The sequence below is a fragment of the Colwellia sp. 75C3 genome (assembly GCF_002836255.1).
GTDB lineage: Bacteria > Pseudomonadota > Gammaproteobacteria > Enterobacterales > Alteromonadaceae > Colwellia.
Genome location: NZ_PJAU01000031.1, coordinates 53,684 through 70,463, shown reverse-complemented (window position 1 = coordinate 70,463; position 16,780 = coordinate 53,684). Strand labels below are relative to the sequence as shown.

Annotated in this window: 16 protein-coding genes; 3 read left to right on the top strand and 13 right to left on the bottom strand. The window is 37.9% G+C overall.

Going from position 1 to position 16,780, the window contains the following annotated elements; all coding sequences use genetic code 11:
• Positions 1 to 19: 19 nt before the first annotated feature.
• The 5 genes from CXF85_RS00450 to CXF85_RS00430 form a co-directional block, all read right to left on the bottom strand.
• On the bottom strand, positions 20 to 1,216 hold the full coding sequence (locus CXF85_RS00450) for a serine hydrolase domain-containing protein (protein ID WP_101226562.1): 1,197 nt from the start codon (positions 1,214 to 1,216) through the stop codon (positions 20 to 22).
• A gap of 76 nt (positions 1,217 to 1,292) precedes the next feature.
• A complete protein-coding gene (locus CXF85_RS00445; RefSeq protein ID WP_101226561.1) occupies positions 1,293 to 2,147 on the bottom strand; it encodes a TolB family protein in 855 nt (284 codons plus the stop codon).
• Positions 2,148 to 2,202: 55 nt separating this feature from the next.
• Positions 2,203 to 3,066, bottom strand: a complete 864-nt coding sequence (locus CXF85_RS00440) for a TolB family protein (protein ID WP_101226560.1) — start codon at positions 3,064 to 3,066, stop codon at positions 2,203 to 2,205.
• A 57-nt stretch (positions 3,067 to 3,123) separates the two neighbouring features.
• Positions 3,124 to 3,987, bottom strand: a complete 864-nt coding sequence (locus tag CXF85_RS00435) for a PD40 domain-containing protein (protein WP_198555432.1) — start codon at positions 3,985 to 3,987, stop codon at positions 3,124 to 3,126.
• A complete protein-coding gene (locus tag CXF85_RS00430) occupies positions 3,987 to 4,856 on the bottom strand; it encodes an alpha/beta hydrolase (protein ID WP_101226559.1) in 870 nt (289 codons plus the stop codon). Before CXF85_RS00430 ends, CXF85_RS00435 begins: the two co-directional genes overlap by 1 nt.
• A gap of 257 nt (positions 4,857 to 5,113) precedes the next feature.
• Here CXF85_RS00430 and CXF85_RS00425 point away from each other — a divergent pair, with 257 nt between their 5' ends.
• Entirely contained in the window at positions 5,114 to 7,378 is a 2,265-nt protein-coding gene (locus CXF85_RS00425; RefSeq protein WP_101226558.1) for a winged helix-turn-helix domain-containing protein, read from the top strand.
• A 120-nt stretch (positions 7,379 to 7,498) separates the two neighbouring features.
• Here the strand turns inward: CXF85_RS00425 and sigX are convergent, their stop codons facing one another.
• From sigX to CXF85_RS00410, 3 genes are read right to left on the bottom strand one after another with little or no spacing between them, the layout of a single operon-like run.
• The gene (gene sigX / locus CXF85_RS00420) at positions 7,499 to 8,032 is read right to left on the bottom strand and encodes an RNA polymerase sigma factor SigX (protein ID WP_101226557.1); all 534 of its coding nucleotides are present in this window, start codon (positions 8,030 to 8,032) and stop codon (positions 7,499 to 7,501) included.
• Between the two features lie 15 nt (positions 8,033 to 8,047).
• Positions 8,048 to 8,872: a mechanosensitive ion channel family protein gene (locus tag CXF85_RS00415; RefSeq protein WP_101226556.1), complete on the bottom strand. Its 825-nt coding sequence runs from the start codon at positions 8,870 to 8,872 to the stop codon at positions 8,048 to 8,050.
• On the bottom strand, positions 8,872 to 9,150 hold the full coding sequence (locus tag CXF85_RS00410) for a hypothetical protein (RefSeq protein WP_101226555.1): 279 nt from the start codon (positions 9,148 to 9,150) through the stop codon (positions 8,872 to 8,874). Before CXF85_RS00410 ends, CXF85_RS00415 begins: the two co-directional genes overlap by 1 nt.
• Positions 9,151 to 9,422: 272 nt before the next feature.
• Here CXF85_RS00410 and CXF85_RS00405 point away from each other — a divergent pair, with 272 nt between their 5' ends.
• Positions 9,423 to 10,481 carry an OmpA family protein gene (locus CXF85_RS00405; RefSeq protein WP_101226554.1) on the top strand — a complete coding sequence of 353 codons (1,059 nt, stop codon included), beginning with the start codon at positions 9,423 to 9,425 and terminating at the stop codon, positions 10,479 to 10,481.
• 110 nt (positions 10,482 to 10,591) lie between these two features.
• Positions 10,592 to 10,768, top strand: coding sequence for a hypothetical protein (locus CXF85_RS22705; RefSeq protein ID WP_157828998.1), 177 nt, complete (start codon positions 10,592 to 10,594; stop codon positions 10,766 to 10,768).
• A gap of 550 nt (positions 10,769 to 11,318) precedes the next feature.
• Here the strand turns inward: CXF85_RS22705 and CXF85_RS00400 are convergent.
• From CXF85_RS00400 to CXF85_RS00380, 5 genes are all read right to left on the bottom strand, one after another.
• Positions 11,319 to 13,691: a TOTE conflict system archaeo-eukaryotic primase domain-containing protein gene (locus CXF85_RS00400; protein ID WP_101226553.1), complete on the bottom strand. Its 2,373-nt coding sequence runs from the start codon at positions 13,689 to 13,691 to the stop codon at positions 11,319 to 11,321.
• A 24-nt stretch (positions 13,692 to 13,715) separates the two neighbouring features.
• Positions 13,716 to 14,006, bottom strand: a complete 291-nt coding sequence (locus CXF85_RS00395; RefSeq protein WP_232771021.1) for a type II toxin-antitoxin system RelE/ParE family toxin — start codon at positions 14,004 to 14,006, stop codon at positions 13,716 to 13,718.
• A complete protein-coding gene (locus CXF85_RS00390) occupies positions 13,993 to 14,280 on the bottom strand; it encodes a type II toxin-antitoxin system ParD family antitoxin (protein WP_101226551.1) in 288 nt (95 codons plus the stop codon). The genes CXF85_RS00395 and CXF85_RS00390 overlap by 14 nt, the downstream gene beginning before the upstream one ends.
• A gap of 296 nt (positions 14,281 to 14,576) precedes the next feature.
• Positions 14,577 to 16,226: a chaperonin GroEL gene (groL, locus tag CXF85_RS00385; protein ID WP_101226550.1), complete on the bottom strand. Its 1,650-nt coding sequence runs from the start codon at positions 16,224 to 16,226 to the stop codon at positions 14,577 to 14,579.
• Between the two features lie 187 nt (positions 16,227 to 16,413).
• Positions 16,414 to 16,704 (bottom strand): co-chaperone GroES, encoded by a 291-nt coding sequence (locus CXF85_RS00380; RefSeq protein WP_101226549.1) that lies wholly within the window; start codon positions 16,702 to 16,704, stop codon positions 16,414 to 16,416.
• Positions 16,705 to 16,780: the final 76 nt, after the last annotated feature.

The following is a 16,780-nucleotide window of genomic DNA, read 5'->3' as shown; positions in this document are numbered from 1 at the left end:
AACATCCATGTAAATAACCTTATTGGATAAAAGCTGGCAGGATATTTTCTGCCATCACCTGCATGGTATTATTTTCTCTAGCATGAGCGGTAAATACAACAGTTAAGTCAAGCGCTTCAAATGTTATAATATATTGTTCACCACCACCCCAAGCAAATTTTGCATGATAACTTTTCCCTTTGACTATTAACTCTGTTTGATACCAAAAGTAACCATATGAAAAGCTCTCAGATATCCAGTCTTCCGTAGGTTTTGTTATGTTGCTGGTCGCCTTAGATAAAAAGGCAGCTGAAATAAGTTGCTCGCCCTGCCATTTTCCTTTGTTTAAAACCAAAGTTCCCAACTTGAGCATATCGCGAGAAGTAAAATGAGAAGTACTTTCTGGTATAAGTAAGCCATTAACATCCTCCTTCCAGCCGTAATCAGTGATGTTCATTTTTGCTAGCACTTCATTCTTGATAAAATCTTTGGCCGATCCAGGAACAACGCTATTAAGGACTTGCATGGTAATACGTGGATCTGCATCTTGATATTTAAACGTTTGCGACTCGGGTGAAATAGCGTCACTGTGTTGTAAAAACTGCTGACTGACATTAGACCCTTTGGTTTTAGTGCTACTATCCATGATTATTTTTTGTTTTTCAGCACTGACTCGAATGCCTGAACGCATAGACATTACTTGATGAAGGGTGATATTTTCCGCCCCAGCAGCAATTTTTTCAAGATCAACACCTTTAATAAAACTGACCACCGGTTTGTTTAAATCCGCCATAGTCAGATACCCCAACTGAATTGCTCGCCCAACGGCTATCGATAAGTAAGACTTGGTTACCGAGGATTGGAAGTGAGGAAGATTGATACGACCTCTGCCGTAATACGACTCAAAGATAAGTTTATTTTTATGAGAAATAAGCACACTGTCGAATTTTCCATTGTTATTATCTGAAATTTCCTGCGCCATATTAATAATGATGGCTTTATTACCGCCATCAACATCTAACTCACCGACAGCAATATCATCTTTTCTATCGGCAGGACTTGAATCAATAAAGTCATTTTTTAGCAACGCCATATCCCAAAATGTTAACTTGGCATCGGCGACTGAAACCTCTGCACCAGCGCTATGCTTATCTTCTACATTTGCAACAGCAATGTTGCTAAAACTGATTACTAGAAACGTAATTATTAAATTTTTAAGTTTTAAATTGATGACCATTAGACATCCTCTCAATTAAAATTAATTATATTTGCAGGAATTTGTCCTGCATTTGAAATTAGTTATTACCCGTATTTTATTTAGTTCTAAGGGTCTCAATAATCTGTGCATCCACCCAATAGATGTCTATATTACCTTCACCAAAGTTTCTATTAAAAAGTATGTACTTACCGTCAGGAGTAACACTCGCATAGAAATCCGCTTTATCAGAATTAACCTTGTCACCCATATTGATGGCTGGTCCCCATGAACCATCTTTTTGCTTGAAACTAATATAAAGATCCGTATCACCATAGCCGCCTTCTCGCTCACTATCCCAAATTAGATAACTTTCGTCTGGCGCGATAAAGGGATGAGCTGTCCATTTTCCAGTGTTGACCACAGGGCCCATCTCTTTCGGGACTTGGCGTATGCCATCCTTGAGCGTAGAGATGCGGATTTTGTCATTGCTTTTATAGTCATCAAACACATAGGTTCCCTTGGCTGATGCTGACAGGCGCATAATGCCCCAGTCTTTTCGGTCAAACATCGGCCCAAGACTTTTGCGTTCGGACCAACCGTCACCCACACGATCTTTATAACCTTTAGCCATATGCATGCGCTTGCCGTCAGGTGAGAAGGTAACTTCACCTGTGCGCGGAAATTCAATATACTTCTGCCAGATATTGTTTTGCAGGCGAAAGCCGGTAACGGTGGCCTTTTTTCGGTTTGACGTGAAGTAAAATTCCTTCATGCCAGGGGGAAATACACCTTCAAGTTGCCAGCCATCTTTAGAGATAATGCCCGGTGCAAAGGGTTCTGCTACTAAGCCAGGTGGATTTTGTCCCATATAGGGGCCTTTCAAAATGGGAAAGTCATCCTGACTATAGCTAATGCTACTCATCATCAAAGTAGAGGCGAGGAAAATTATTGCAGGTAAAGTCTTTTTCATAGTGTGTGCCTTATTTAACGTTAGTTTGATGCTGTTATAAATTTCTATTGTAGGGTTATGACTTAGGTCTAAGGTTTTCTATAACCTGTGTATCGACCCAAAATATGTCGGTGTTACCATCACCCACGTTTCTGTTGAAGAATATGTACTTACCATCAGGTGTGACGTTGGCACCGAAGTCCTCTTTATCGGAATTGACCTTGTCACCCATATTGATTGCAGCTCCCCATGCTCCATTTTTTTGTCGGTAACTAATATAAAGATCATTGCCCCCATAACCCTCTTCCCTTTCGCTATCCCAAATTAGGTAGCTGTCGTCTGGCGCGATAAAGGGATGGGCATTCCACTTTCCTGTGTTTATCGCTTTGCTAAGAGGCTTCGGAGCTTCACGTTTGCCATCGACTCGTTGAGAATAACGAAGAACACCATTACCGTCTTTAGTCGCTTCGTCAAAAACATAAGTGCCTTTTGCAGAAGCCGACAATCGCATAATATGCCAATCTTTCCTGTCAAACATAGGCCCAAGGCTTTTGCGTTCTGACCAACCATCATCAATGCGGTCTTTATACCCTTTTGCCATATGCATGCGCTTACCATCAGGCGAAAAAGCGATTTGACCTCTTCGTGGAAATTCAATGTACTTCTTCCAGCTATTGTTTTGCTGACGAAAACCGATAACCGTATTTTTTTTTCGGTTTGTTGTGAAGTAAAACTCTTTCATGCCGGGTGCAAACATGCCGCCAATCTGCCAGCCTTCTTTGGAGATGATGCCAGGTGCAAAAGGCTCTGCTACCATGCCTGGTGGTTTTTGTCCCATATAGGGGCCTTTCAAGATTGAAAAATCATCCTGACTATAACTTTTGCTTCCCATAGTTAGAATTGAAAGTAAAAGAGTGATAAAAATATAACTACGTTTCATTATTTATTTCTTATTTAAAGTTAAAGTTAAAGTTAATTTTGATATACCGTTAATGGCTTACTGTTTTGTTCTAAGTGTTTCAATAATCTGTGCATCCACCCAGTGAATACCTGAATTACTTTTACTTATAGGACTGTTAAAGAAAAAATATTTTCCGTCTGGCGTTACGTAACCTCCTCTTTCTGCACCGCTTGTATTTATTTTATTTCCCATATTAATAGCAGTACCCCATGAACCGTCTTGCTGACGAAAACTGATATACAAGTCAGACTTACCATATCCGTCGACTCTTTCACTATCCCAGATTAAATACGACTCATCTGGTGAAATGAAAGGGTGAGCAGTCCATTTTCCAGTGTTAATATGCTTACCGAGCAGTTTGGGTTCTTCACGTTTTCCGTCCTTGAGTCTTGATATACGAATTACATCGTTGCTTCTTGCATCGTCAAAAACATAGGTGCCCTTAGCGGATGCTGATAGACGCATAATTCCCCAATCTACCCGATCGAACATGGGTCCCAAACTTTTTACCTCTGACCAGCCTGCTTTGGTTCGATCCATATAATTTTTGCCCAAATGCATTGTTTTACCATCTGGACTAAGAATGGGGCGGCCCACTCTGGGGCCCACGATAGACTCGTGCCATCGATTGTTTTCGGATTTAAAGACAACTAACGACCATTTTCCGTCTTTACTTCTTCTGGTAAAATAAAATTCTTTCATATCAGGTGTGAAGAAAGCGTTACCGTCACGATGTTCTATTGAAAGTACACTGGGGGCAAAAGCTTTGGGCGTTAATCCTGGTGGTTTTTGGCCTAGGTAAGGGCCTTCAAGAACTGGAAATTTATCTTGGCTATGGCTTTTGCTACTCATCGCTAACACAGAAAGCAGCAGAGCAATAAAAAGTGCAATACGGTTCATTATTTATTCTCCTCTTTTGACAAGTTTGATAACCATTTCACACTACGGACGCCCAGCATAGGAAATGAGTCGCTGTGGCCAGATGATTCAATCACTACATGTTTTATGGATGATAACCCTTCATATTTTTTAGCTTTTAGCTTGGTAACAAAATCTTCAATATGAGGACTCAATCTTTCCTCCAATTCGCCATATGAGATAAAAAGGTTAATCGCCGACGTTTTGCTTTTTAATGCTGGATTTTCCAAAGAAAAAAGTAAGGGGATATCTCGCCAAAGCGATGGACTGCCGAGAATGTAATTTTTAAAAGTATCTGGTTGTGCCATTAAGATATAAGCGCCAAACCTGCCTCCTGAGGAAAAACCAAAATAAGTACGATTGTCAGGGTCAGTTCGGTAATTTTTTTCTATCGTCTTAATCACATCATTTCGAATAAAAGTCAGATGATTACTAGCCTGCCCGAGTTGATATTTGGCCTGAATTTCTGGGTTGCTTGACTTACTTATTGAATAATCTCTACTTCGACTTATGTGCTCTCCTTTTTCTTTTAATAGTGCTTCATTGATATCCTTCTGCCAGGAAATGCCAACCAAAATAGCGTCTTCCATCATAAATTCAGTGGCACCGGATAATAATTCGATTTGCCAGAGTGCATCAGTGAGATAAATGACAGGATAGATTTTATCTTTGTTCTTTGAATATCCCTCAGGTAACTTAATATAAAGCTCATACTGTCTATCGGCCTGCGTATCTTTAATCGGTAATACTTGTATTCTCGATAAGGTGAAATCACTTGTTTCGTTCGCCTGAACTGATAGGAAAGGCAATAAAGTTAGACAAACTAAAATTAAAATATTTTTCATAGTCATTAAATATCTCACTGGTAAACGCTAAACCGCATGTAGGCATTTCTTGAACATCAAGAATGTTTTGACTGTATATCAATAAAAGCCAAAATACCTGACGTACTACTGATTTTTAGCTGATTTCAAACTGACTTTTGATTATCCTTTAATTATCAGTCCGTTATAAAGTTAGCTTTAGTTGCCTTCCGCATTTATGCTAAGATGATTTTCTTGTTTATACTCAATTTCGAGTAACAACTTTCATTCTAGTAAGAGGTTTTATGGCGGTAAAGTATTGGGTAGGTGATTTTTTTGTCGATTTATCTAGGAATCAAGTCACACAAAAACAGCAGTCACAAACAATTGCCCCTAAAGCTTTAGCGGTTTTAACCTACCTTGCTGAAAATCAGGGGAAAGTTGTTAGTTACGATGAATTGTTTACTAAAGTGTGGCCTGACACTGTTGTAACGCCTAATACATTACAAAGAAGCATCGCCCAACTGAGAAAAGTATTGGGTGAAGACAGTCAATACCAGTCTTATATTAAGACCCATACCAAACAAGGGTATAGTTTGGAATGCGAGGTGCGCTGGCAGGATAAAATCGATGCCCAATTACTCTTTGAACAAGAACTTTTATTAAAAAGCGATAAGATAGAGCCTAAAATAACGCAAGACAATAGCTTTCCGCATATCCCTATTGAAAGTCCCCATATTGAAAGCAGCCGTAGTGAAAGCTCTGGTATTGAAAGTACCAGTATTAGAGACAGTGATGCTGAAAATAAACCTCAATCAGCTTTAAGCTGGCTCACTCTCATCGCCAGTATTATCTTGGCGATTATTAGTACTATATACTTTATACAGCCACAACCTTTTAAACTGTCCGTTGGCGAATTACGTTCGGTCACGGCAACTGACAATAAAGAATTTGGCGGTATCTATTCGCCTGACGGTGAATACATTGTTTTCCTCCGCTATTCAGAAAAACTCTGTGTTGATAGTAATCTCTGGGCAAAACACACTAAAACTCAAAAAGAAATCCAATTGACCAAAAACATGGCACGCTATGGTACGCCTAGCTTTTCTAAAGATGGCAAAAAACTGGTCTTTATTAAAACGGAAAATTGCAGCCAACCAGTCACTCAGAAACAGTGTTATAAACTAATGACCTTGGATTTTGAGCAAGCACTTAAGACCGCTCAATCTCCAAATTTATTAATGGCGTGTAAAAACTCAAGAATACGTAAGCCTACCTGGCTAAATAATAATAACGTCGCTTTATTGCAAAAAATATCAAATCGTTGGAAGTTAGCCAGCTACTCGATAGTGGACAACAAAAGTACGGTGATATACTCACTCGAAGATGGCAATTTAATTGACTATGACTATTCAGTCAAAGACGACCTTATCGCATTGACCAGTATCCACAATGATGGCCTGAACTATATTGAAACACTCAAACCAAATGGCGAGATCATATCTAGTCACCTGATTGAATATCCACCCGAAATAGCTAAATTCAGATTTCTTTATCCAAACTTTACACCGATGAATGAACAACTTATTTTCAGCACGGGTCGACAACTCTTTGGTCTATCTTACCAAGGTAAAATTACCAATATTAGTTTGCCCCTTGATGCACCAATGGGCTCACCAATATTTCACCCTGATGGTAAAAGAATGCTTGTGATTAAGGGAAATTGGGATAGTGACATTGCTACGATTTCCCTATCACGAATAACAAAGACGCAAGCGGACCAATTTATCACAAGAGAAGATGAGAATTACTCGATCATCGCACGCTCCAATATTGCAGAATACGATGCACAATATCAGCCCAATGGGGACTTAATCGCTTTTAAATCGGACCGTTCAGGTGAGGATCAACTTTGGATAACCGATGGCAATAGTCCACTGCAGCTCACACATTTTTTGATAGATAGTCGTATTGATGGTCATGATTGGGCCGTTGATGGTAAGAGTATTCTAGTCAATGCTAATAATGTACTCACTCAAGTGGCCCTAGCTTCAACACAAAATTCCAAGCAAGATTCAACTGAAGAGTCCTTTCCATTCGACCATAGTATTGAACAACTTTTCCATTGGAACAGTGAAGATAATACCGCCTTGATAACTGCACGTATTAAAGGAATATTAACCTTTGGTGAGTTCAACCTTAATAATTCTGAATTTAGGGTAATCACAGATAAAAAAGTAAACTGGGCGCTCAAAAGTGAAGATGGTCGATTAATTTACACTGATCAAATGGATAGGTTTTGGCAGCCCGGTCCCGCTGAAGACCAACTGATTGAATCACTAGAACATCAAGGAAGCGACCAACGCTTCATAACAAAAAACAATGTGCTTTATGGTATTAATGAGCAATTTCAATTGTGGTCTTACGACCTTAACGGGAACACCTTTAAAATTCTCGGTAACACACCGATTAACGTTGATTATTTAACTGATACTAATCAGGTTGATATTCTACTTAGCATTCGTATTAGCGCTAAAAAAGAAGTGGCTGAGCTATATTTAAAAGATTAAAAGTTAGCGATTATTCATCATAGGGGCTTGTCTAAAGGTTATAACCTTTAGACAAGCCCGCCTCAGTTGTGATTAGACCTATTAACTGTGAAGCATTTAAATTACGCGGACAAAAAGCACCTACTCCCTTAACTGACCTTTTAAGAATTCTACCACCCTTTTATGACGCATTTTTACGGCTGATATCTTTAAATTACAAATATCTGCAATTTCCTGAAATTCCAACTCGGTACGATAACGTAACAACATAATGTTACGGTCCGAAAAAGATAAATTGACCATTAATGCTGATAGCGCCGTAGCTAAATCTTGGTGAGTACTTTCAGCCCCGATTATATTTTCTAAATATTCATCATTATTTTCTAGAGTATCCCAACGACGGTCTCTTATTTTATTAATACATTCGTTATGCGCAATTTTAAACAGCCACGCTTTAAAAGACACTGCCCACTTAAAGTTTTTCAAGTGGGTGAGTATCTTTATAATAGTTTCCTGTACAACATCTTCAGCATCAGATTGATTATTAAGTAATTTTGCACAATACCCTTTTAAAGTCGGTAGGTATGGTGTAATCAATTGCTGAAAAAGACGCGTATCATAAGGTAGGTTGGCTTGCACTAACGCAACAAGCTGCCTTTCATCAAGCGTAGTCAAACGAAAAAGTCCGAGTTATTGCTTAGTAACTTTGTTAGCTAATAAAAAGGTATTAGGAACAGTAGTTATCGACTCACCTTCACCCATTACTTTGCTGGCTACGCTACCAATAGACGCTAAGATTCCTTTGATATCTTTTACTTCAATGTTGTCGCCTACTTGGTACATTTCTCGTAAATACACCCCCGCGACAATTTCTTGTGCCATTGATTTAGTACCAATACCTAAAGAAATAGCGGCTGCTAAGCCAACACTAGCAATAATTACAGTCATGATGTTATTCAGCAGAGAAACATCAATATCAAGTTGCGTTATTGATAATGAAACAGTGATAACGATAATAATGCCCCGACACACTTCAGCAACAGAGCGGCCATAATCTATACCCGTATTTTTAGCGGCTATTTTTACGCCATTGAAAACAATTTGAGCAACAAAGAAGCCAGATAATAATACCGCGAGTGAAGCAAGTAATTTAGGTAAGAACAGTACTAAGGTATCAATTAACCCTGAAAGCACCGTTAAGCCAACAATATCAAGAGCAGCTAATAAGAATATTAATAGAAAGAATGTTGAAACAATACTCGCTACTACTTGGCTACCCGTAACGCTCACTTCCATTTTTTTCAATAAAGCGTCTAAACCAAGCTTATCTAAAAAAGTATTAAAGCCGATTCTAATTAACAGTTTATTTAAAAACCTTTTAACCATGGATGAAACTAACCAACCAACAAGTAAGAATATAGTAGCGACAATTAAATCGGGCAAAAAAGTTACAACCTTATGCCAAATACTCATAAAGCCAGAATAAGCTTTTTCGGTGATGTTTTCAGTATCCATTATTTGCTCCTATTATTGGTTGTATTGGTCGCTGTATTAGTACTTATTTTCGGTGCTTTCGCCGCCATCTGTTTAAATATTGGCTTTAATATCTTCATAAATATGCTAATAAAAACTACCCAAAGAGAAGCCATACCGAGTGCCAGAAGGTCTTTGCTACCTTGCCTGTTATTGCCGGTTGCTGTTGCACGTTTAAATAGGTCATCGTCTGAAGTACTAAAGGCTAATTCAGGTTCGCTTTTAAGCTCTGCTGCTATATTTTTTTCTATATCGTTCATCTAATTCTCCAGCAATAATTTTACCGCTTCACTTCTTAACGACTGAATCGTTAATAAGTCACATTAAATCGGTATAAATTTCATTCTTATTTTTATATATACATTTTTAGCTGTTTTAAATCGGGTGCATTCTACCTCAATAAATTTACTTTTTTTCGGGTTTGAGCGTTAATTGTAAAAAAAACATTAAAATATTGTGACTTTTACGTTCCTTATTCGTTATAGAGCCAGAAATTAAATAAAATCACACAAAACTCAATAAGGATTTATCCATGAAAACATTTAACATTACCCTGCTAGCTGCATTAATTAGCTCTCCATTAGCAGCAGAAGGCATTGATAAAACATGGGAACTAGGCGTGTTTGGCGAGTACATAAAGTCGGCCACAGCAAAAGAAGACATGATCGACTGGCAACAAATTGAAGCTGGTAGAGGTCTAGGTATTGATTTGCAAAAAATCATTAATGAACAATGGAATGCTCGCATAGAATTAGCAAAAACTCGTTACGACATTAACAACGGCAATGATACCGATTATGGTACACGCTTCGGCCTTGACGCGATTTATAAGATTGAAGATACCGGTATTTACGCTTTCGCTGGGGTAAAACGTTTTAATAATGCGCAATCTTACAATGCTGTAAATATAGGTGCTGGTTATAACTACGATTTAAATGAACGAATTTCTCTTTACAGTGAAGCCGTTATTTATCGTGATGTTGATAATGGCTATACCGACCAAGGATTTAAAATTGGTTTGAAATACGCTTTTGGTGACGTGAAAAAATCCCCCGTAGTGAAGCAAGCGGTATATCAAGAAGTTACAGCAATACCTGTCGTTGCAAAAGTGATCATTGTTGATACGGATAATGACGGTATTAGCGATAAACAAGATAACTGTAAGAATACGCCAGCTAATGTAAAAGTTGATTCAACTGGCTGTCCACTCTTTTTAGAAAAAGCAGTAGATATTAATTTGAACGTAGCATTTGAAACAAATAGTGCGCAGATTAAAACAGAAAAAATGAATGATATTCAACGTTTAGCTGATTTCATGAAGCAATATAGTAATACAAGTGTTGTTATTGAAGGACATAGCTCTGCTGTTGGTAGTGCAAAATACAACTTAATACTTTCACAAAAACGCGCTGATGCGGTTAAAAGTCTATTAATTAATAAGTTTAATATTGAGTCAAACCGTTTATCTGCAAAAGGTTTTGGTGAAACACAATTAATCTCTCAGGGTAATACCCCTGCCGATCATGACGCAAATCGTAGAGTACTTGCAAAAATTGAAGCTACCGTTAAAAAAATGATGATAAAAAGCTAAAAATACTTTTATCGTTGGGCTAAGGTGACGAAGATATTATCGTCAGCCTAGCCCTATTTATTTCATCCGATACAAAGCGGTTATAAGTTACCTTTGTATAGAGGAATACCATGAAAAAAATCAATTTATTAACGCGTAAATTTATTCACCAAAATATAAAAGTAAATACCACGGTTTGTTCTTATCCCATACGTACAGTAACGTCTCCGCTTACTATTTCAAAATCAAAAGATATTACGAATAAAGATAGATTAATGAAAGTAAGCTTTGATGATATAAACAAATAACATGCCTTATGCACAGGATAAATGATTAGTATAGGCGCTGTAAACGAGCCATAGTCTTTTCTATGCGAGTCAAATGCCGACGATTTAGACAAACATGATAAAGCGATACAAAGCAAAAAGCTCACCGAAGTGAGCTTTAAAGCTATAAGCAAATAAAATGCTTTATGCGCAGAGTAAATTGTTTAATTCAAGGTACTTTATAGTGACGTTTAGTGTTATTAAATCAACTATAAAACAACGAAGAAATCCTCCAGAGAAATCAACTAAGTTAAATCCTGGAAAGCAAAAAGCTCACCGAAGTGAGCTTTAAAGCTATAAGCAAATAAAATGCTTTATGCACAGAGTAAATTGTTTAATTCAAGGCACTTTATAGTGACGTTTAGTGTTTCTTAAACGAACTATAAAGTAACGAAGAAGTTAGCAATTTAAACAAGCATAATTACATCATGCCGCCCATGTTAACTACAGACCATACAGGCAATGGCGCGAAAAATTCTGAAGATTAAATACCCCTTATTATACCCCTACCCTCTCTTTTTAACCTTTCGCCCTAAATCAATAAGTTTTTTTGTTCATTGAATTGATATCCTAACGCTTTATAACCTTTTTCCCGTTTCTTCCACATACGCTGTAATGTCGGGAAATCATCAATAAAATCGTAAACTTGAATAACAGTTTTACTACTCCATTCTCGCTGAATTCGTCCAGCGTATTGCGCTAAAATCCCTTTCCAAGCTATCGGTAGTGTTATAAATAAAGTATCTAAATGCGGTAGATCAAAACCTTCACCAACGTATTTTCCTGTAGCTAAGATAACAACAGCTTCATCATAGCTTGGTTTACTGGATAAGAAAGCTATTCGTTCCTGCCTTTGCTTTGTTGAAATACCTCCATGTAGTTCAACAACTTTTATACCCTTATCAGTCATCATTTTAGCAAGTAATTCAATATGCTCTTTTCTTTCGGTAAGCACCATGACTGATCTGTCATTATTCACGGACTGCTTGATGCCGTTAACAATCATTTCATTTCTAGCTTGGTCACAAACTAAATGTTTATAAACTTGAGATATATGTGGTTTAGTTTCAGGAATTAACCATTCTGGAGGGAAACAAGTATTAGTTTTAACTACCTTTACATGTTGTTCAAAGCTACTGGTAGTTGCTGCGGCTTTATAAACCACAGAGCCGATTTGAAAGTGCATTAATTTTTCTAAGCCATCTTGGCGTTTAGGTGTTGCTGTAAACCCGTGAATATATTTAGCATGCACTGACTTTATCAAACACTCGTAGTTTGATGCAGGCAAGTGGTGGCATTCATCTATTAATATTTGCCCATATTTTTCAATGGCAGGTTTAATGTCTATTCCATTACGGCTTACTAAACTTTGATAAGTAGCAACATCAACTTCATAGGTTAGATTATCTTTACCGCCTAATAATGAACCTACCTCAACATTCACCAAGAATACTTTTATCCGTTCAAGCCATTGTTCCGCTAATTGGCGATTATGAACCAAAATTAAGGTATTCACCTTCCTTTTTGCGATAAGAGCTAACCCTGTAACTGTTTTACCAAAACCCGTCGATGCCACAAAAACGCCATTGGTTTGTGCAAATAAAGCATCAACAGCTTTTTTCTGCTGGCTTTTAAGTTTACCAGTGAACTTGATTCTTTCTAATTGGCTACCTGCAAATCGTTTATCGCTGTATTCAATTTCTATTGTTTGGCCTGATATGATGCGAGTAGCTTCGGCTAAGCAACCTCTTGGTAAGATTAAATAACCATTTTCTATATGCGCGGCGCATATATATCGACTTGTACCAATCGTTGATAAACGTAAGGCTTGTCGTTTGTAAAACTCTGGATTAGAAAATACTGCACAATGCTTTAGTTTAGAGGTCAGTTTTCCGGGTAAATTAGCGATAGGAACATATAACTGATCAGCTAGCGTTAATGTGATCTTCTTCGGACAATCATTGATCTTAATGCTGTCATCATCGTTAAGTTTCCTCCATGGCTCATTCTTTGCGATGTCATCTGGCGCTCTTTCAATATAAGAGTTTAACTGATTAAGCGTTGATTGAAGCTGAGATTTAGTTACCTTTCGAGTAGCTGCCAATATTGACCACTGATCATTATAAGGAATACCTTCATTGTTAATGAAAACACTATTGTTATTTTTTCTTGGCTCTAGCTGTAGTGGTAAAGCAATCAGGTTACCAAAGCCACCCTCTGGCATAATATCTTGGCAAGGGAATAGTCTATCGAAGCAATCAAACGATAGTAACGGATAGAGTTCCATTGTTTTACGAAGTAAACCATTACCTAATCGCCGAGCATCACTAGCAGCTACAGCTTCCGAGAAAAAGATCCATATATGGCCACCGTTGCCACTTCTTGAACGTTCTAATAGATAGGGAATATTTAATGATTCGCAAGTCGTTGCAAACGCCGTTGTAGCCTCAAACCAGTCCTCTTTATCAAAATCTGCTGCAAGTAAATACGTTGAATTATCACTTAATAGAGGATATATGCCGATGGTTTTAAACCCTTTCAAATGTCCATAAACGGCTTGGTGATCTGGTACTTTAAAGTTCTGATTTTTACATTCAGTACAGCTGATTTTTGGTTTGTTGCAAATCTTTGGCTGCCATTCATTCCAACAAGCAGGTGAATAACCACTTCTACCGTTTTTTGATTCCCATCTAAATGGGTAAACATCGTTACGACCTTTAAAATATGAAAGAAAAAGGTCAATTTTAGATTCAGGAGAGGCGTGTAGATTGAAATTTTGGGTTAATTCAGCTTCATGTTGCGTTATTAACGCTTGGCGATCATTAAGCAAAGCAAGCCGCTCTTCATTTAATAATTGAAGACGATCATCTATTTTGGCAAGTTTATTAATATAGCTTTCAGGCATGATTATAATATTACCAAAATACGATTAGAAATGTTTTGAGAGATCCATGCGTTGATGAAGAATACGAGCAACATCAATACCGTTATCACTGACTTGATAAAATACAATGTGTTTTTCTACAGGAAAGCTTCTAGCACCATTATAAATATCATTTCTTTCTCTACCGAAGTCAGGGTATTGAGCTAGTTTCAATAATGCCGCATCTATGGTTTGAGCATAAATTTTTGCCTGTGTACTTCCCCAAGATTCAATAGTTGTTGAAATTATTTTGAATAAATCCTCTTCGGCTAAAGGAGATAACCTATAGTTCGACATTGGTATTCTTACTTGTAGACTTACTATCTACTGCAAGGGAGGCTTGTTCAAAGATATCCATTACGCTGTGCTTTGATGATTCGCCAGCAGCTAACTGTTTAAAACCTTTAGCTACTTCTTCTCGTAATATTTCAAGTTGCTTGCTTTTAGCTACGTCTTTTTCAAATAACATTCTTAATCCATCACGGATCACTTCACTTGCTGAGGTATATAAGCCATCAGATACCTTTTCGGTAATTCTTCGTTCAAATTCTTTACCTAAAGTAATATTCATAATTAACACTCCAATCATCTCGTAAACATATTATGCGCATTATATGCACATAATTCAAGCTTGATTGAAAGGTTAAAACCAAAGCTAGCATCAGCTCATTTATATAAAATACAGTAAAAAATAAATTTATCGGGGGAAATCAAACAAATTAATACCCCACCTTATCCCCCTGAAATTGCAGTTATATGCAACCGAATGCAATAACATGCAAGCCCCTAAAAACGAAAAAAGCCCGAAAACCAAGGTTTTCGAGCTAATTTGCAACACTATGCAATATAGTGCAATAGATCTGGGCGTTACATCATGCCGCCCATGCCACCCATACCACCGCCCATGCCGCCCATATCAGGCATAGCAGAAGATGCATCGATTGGAGCATCAGTAACCATAGCTTCAGTCGTTAACATTAACCCTGCAACAGACGCTGCAAATTGTAGTGCTGAACGAGTCACTTTAGTTGGGTCTAAAATACCCATTTCTAACATATCACCGTATGTACTGTTACCAGCATTGTAACCGTAGTTACCCGTGCCGTTACGTACTTCGTTTAATACTACTGATGGCTCATCACCACAGTTAGCTACGATTTGACGAAGTGGTGCTTCCATTGCACGGATTGCAACGTTAATACCGTGTGTTTGATCTTCGTTAATGCCTTCAAGATCTTTGATTGCAAGTGCTGCACGAACTAGAGCAACACCACCACCAGCAACAACGCCTTCTTCAACGGCTGCGCGTGTAGCATGTAATGCATCTTCAACGCGGAATTTTTTCTCTTTCATTTCAATTTCAGTAGCAGCACCAATTTTGATAACGGCAACGCCGCCAGCAAGTTTAGCTAAACGCTCTTGAAGTTTTTCTTTATCGTAATCTGAAGACGAATCTTCAATTTGACCGCGAATTTGTGAAACACGTGCTTGAATATCAGCTTCAACGCCAATACCATCAATGATGATAGTTGTGTCTTTAGAAATAACAACACGTTTTGCTTGGCCTAAATCTTCTAATGTTACTTTTTCAAGTTCCATACCGATTTCTTCAGAAATCACAGTACCCGCAGTTAATGTAGCAACATCTTGTAGCATCGCTTTACGTCTGTCGCCAAAACCTGGTGCTTTAACAGCAGCAACTTTAACGATACCGCGCATGTTGTTAACAACTAAAGTAGCAAGCGCTTCGCCTTCAACATCTTCAGCAATAATCAATAATGGCTTACCTGCTTTAGCAACACCTTCAAGTGTTGTTAATAATTCACGAATATTTGATACTTTTTTATCAACAAGAAGAATGAAAGGGTTTTCTAATTCAACCGTGCCATTTTCTTGCTTGTTGATGAAATATGGTGATAAGTAACCACGGTCAAACTGCATACCTTCAACAACATCAAGTTCGTCAGTTAACGCTTGGCCTTCTTCAACAGTAATAACACCTTCAGTGCCTACTTTGTCCATTGCTGTTGCAATGATTTGACCAACAGTTTCATCTGAGTTTGCAGAAATAGTACCTACTTGCTCAATCGCTTTGTTATCAGTAACAGGCGTAGAAGAATCTTGTAATGCAGCTACTGCAGCAATTACCGCTTTATCAATACCACGTTTAAGATCCATTGGGTTCATACCCGCAGCAATCGATTTCAAACCTTCGTTAACAATAGCTTGTGCTAGCACTGTAGCAGTAGTTGTACCGTCACCCGCTTCATCATTGGCTTTAGAAGCAACTTCTTTCACCATTTGTGCGCCCATGTTTTCAAACTTGTCTTCAAGTTCGATTTCTTTGGCAACAGTAACACCATCTTTAGTGATTGTTGGACCACCAAAAGATTTATCAATCACTACATTACGGCCTTTTGGACCTAATGTTACTTTTACTGCGTCTGCTAATACATTTACACCACGTAGCATTTTTGCACGTGCGTCATTTCCAAATAATACGTCTTTTGCAGCCATGTTATTTATTCCTATAATTTTGTTTATTGCACTGTTTTTAACAAACAATGCTAAGTCTATTAATTTATTAAGGCTTTACTTTAAGCTCATCGGCTCAAGAGCAAAGAAAAAGCGCGGAGCTTACGTTAGTAAGTGAGCACTTTTGATGTCGCTATTGTGTTGTATTAGCGACAAGTTAAGTTCTTAATTATTCGACGATTGCTAAAATGTCGCTTTCTGAAAGAATTAACACTTCTTCGCCATCAATTTTTTCAGCTTTAACGCCGTAACCTTCACTGAAGATAACTTGATCGCCAACTTTTACGTCTAGTGCGCGTACTTCACCGTTTTCTAAAATACGGCCATTACCTACAGCAATAACTTCAGCGCGAGTAGATTTTTCAGCAGCACTACCCATTAGTACAATACCGCCAGCAGATTTTGACTCAGCTTCTTTACGTTTAACAATGACACGATCATGTAGTGGACGAATGCTCATTAATTCTCTCCAGAGATTACTTGTTTAATTAGTTATTTAGTAAGTTTTCTAGCCTGAGCTAGTGCTTGTTGCTAAT

Bases quoted from the DNA above. Each gene is read 5' to 3' on its own strand.
- CXF85_RS00395 (WP_232771021.1), bottom strand. From the start codon at position 14,006: ATGTCGAACTATAGGTTATCTCCTTTAGCCGAAGAGGATTTATTCAAA.
- CXF85_RS00445 (WP_101226561.1), bottom strand. From the start codon at position 2,147: ATGAAAAAGACTTTACCTGCAATAATTTTCCTCGCCTCTACTTTGATG.
- CXF85_RS00405 (WP_101226554.1), top strand. From the start codon at position 9,423: ATGAAAACATTTAACATTACCCTGCTAGCTGCATTAATTAGCTCTCCA.
- CXF85_RS00400 (WP_101226553.1), bottom strand. From the start codon at position 13,691: ATGCCTGAAAGCTATATTAATAAACTTGCCAAAATAGATGATCGTCTT.
- CXF85_RS00380 (WP_101226549.1), bottom strand. From the start codon at position 16,704: ATGAGCATTCGTCCACTACATGATCGTGTCATTGTTAAACGTAAAGAA.
- CXF85_RS00450 (WP_101226562.1), bottom strand. From the start codon at position 1,216: ATGGTCATCAATTTAAAACTTAAAAATTTAATAATTACGTTTCTAGTA.
- CXF85_RS00430 (WP_101226559.1), bottom strand. From the start codon at position 4,856: ATGACTATGAAAAATATTTTAATTTTAGTTTGTCTAACTTTATTGCCT.
- CXF85_RS00435 (WP_198555432.1), bottom strand. From the start codon at position 3,987: ATGAACCGTATTGCACTTTTTATTGCTCTGCTGCTTTCTGTGTTAGCG.
- groL (WP_101226550.1), bottom strand. From the start codon at position 16,226: ATGGCTGCAAAAGACGTATTATTTGGAAATGACGCACGTGCAAAAATG.
- CXF85_RS00410 (WP_101226555.1), bottom strand. From the start codon at position 9,150: ATGAACGATATAGAAAAAAATATAGCAGCAGAGCTTAAAAGCGAACCT.
- CXF85_RS00390 (WP_101226551.1), bottom strand. From the start codon at position 14,280: ATGAATATTACTTTAGGTAAAGAATTTGAACGAAGAATTACCGAAAAG.
- CXF85_RS00415 (WP_101226556.1), bottom strand. From the start codon at position 8,872: ATGGATACTGAAAACATCACCGAAAAAGCTTATTCTGGCTTTATGAGT.
- CXF85_RS00425 (WP_101226558.1), top strand. From the start codon at position 5,114: ATGGCGGTAAAGTATTGGGTAGGTGATTTTTTTGTCGATTTATCTAGG.
- CXF85_RS22705 (WP_157828998.1), top strand. From the start codon at position 10,592: ATGAAAAAAATCAATTTATTAACGCGTAAATTTATTCACCAAAATATA.
- CXF85_RS00440 (WP_101226560.1), bottom strand. From the start codon at position 3,066: ATGAAACGTAGTTATATTTTTATCACTCTTTTACTTTCAATTCTAACT.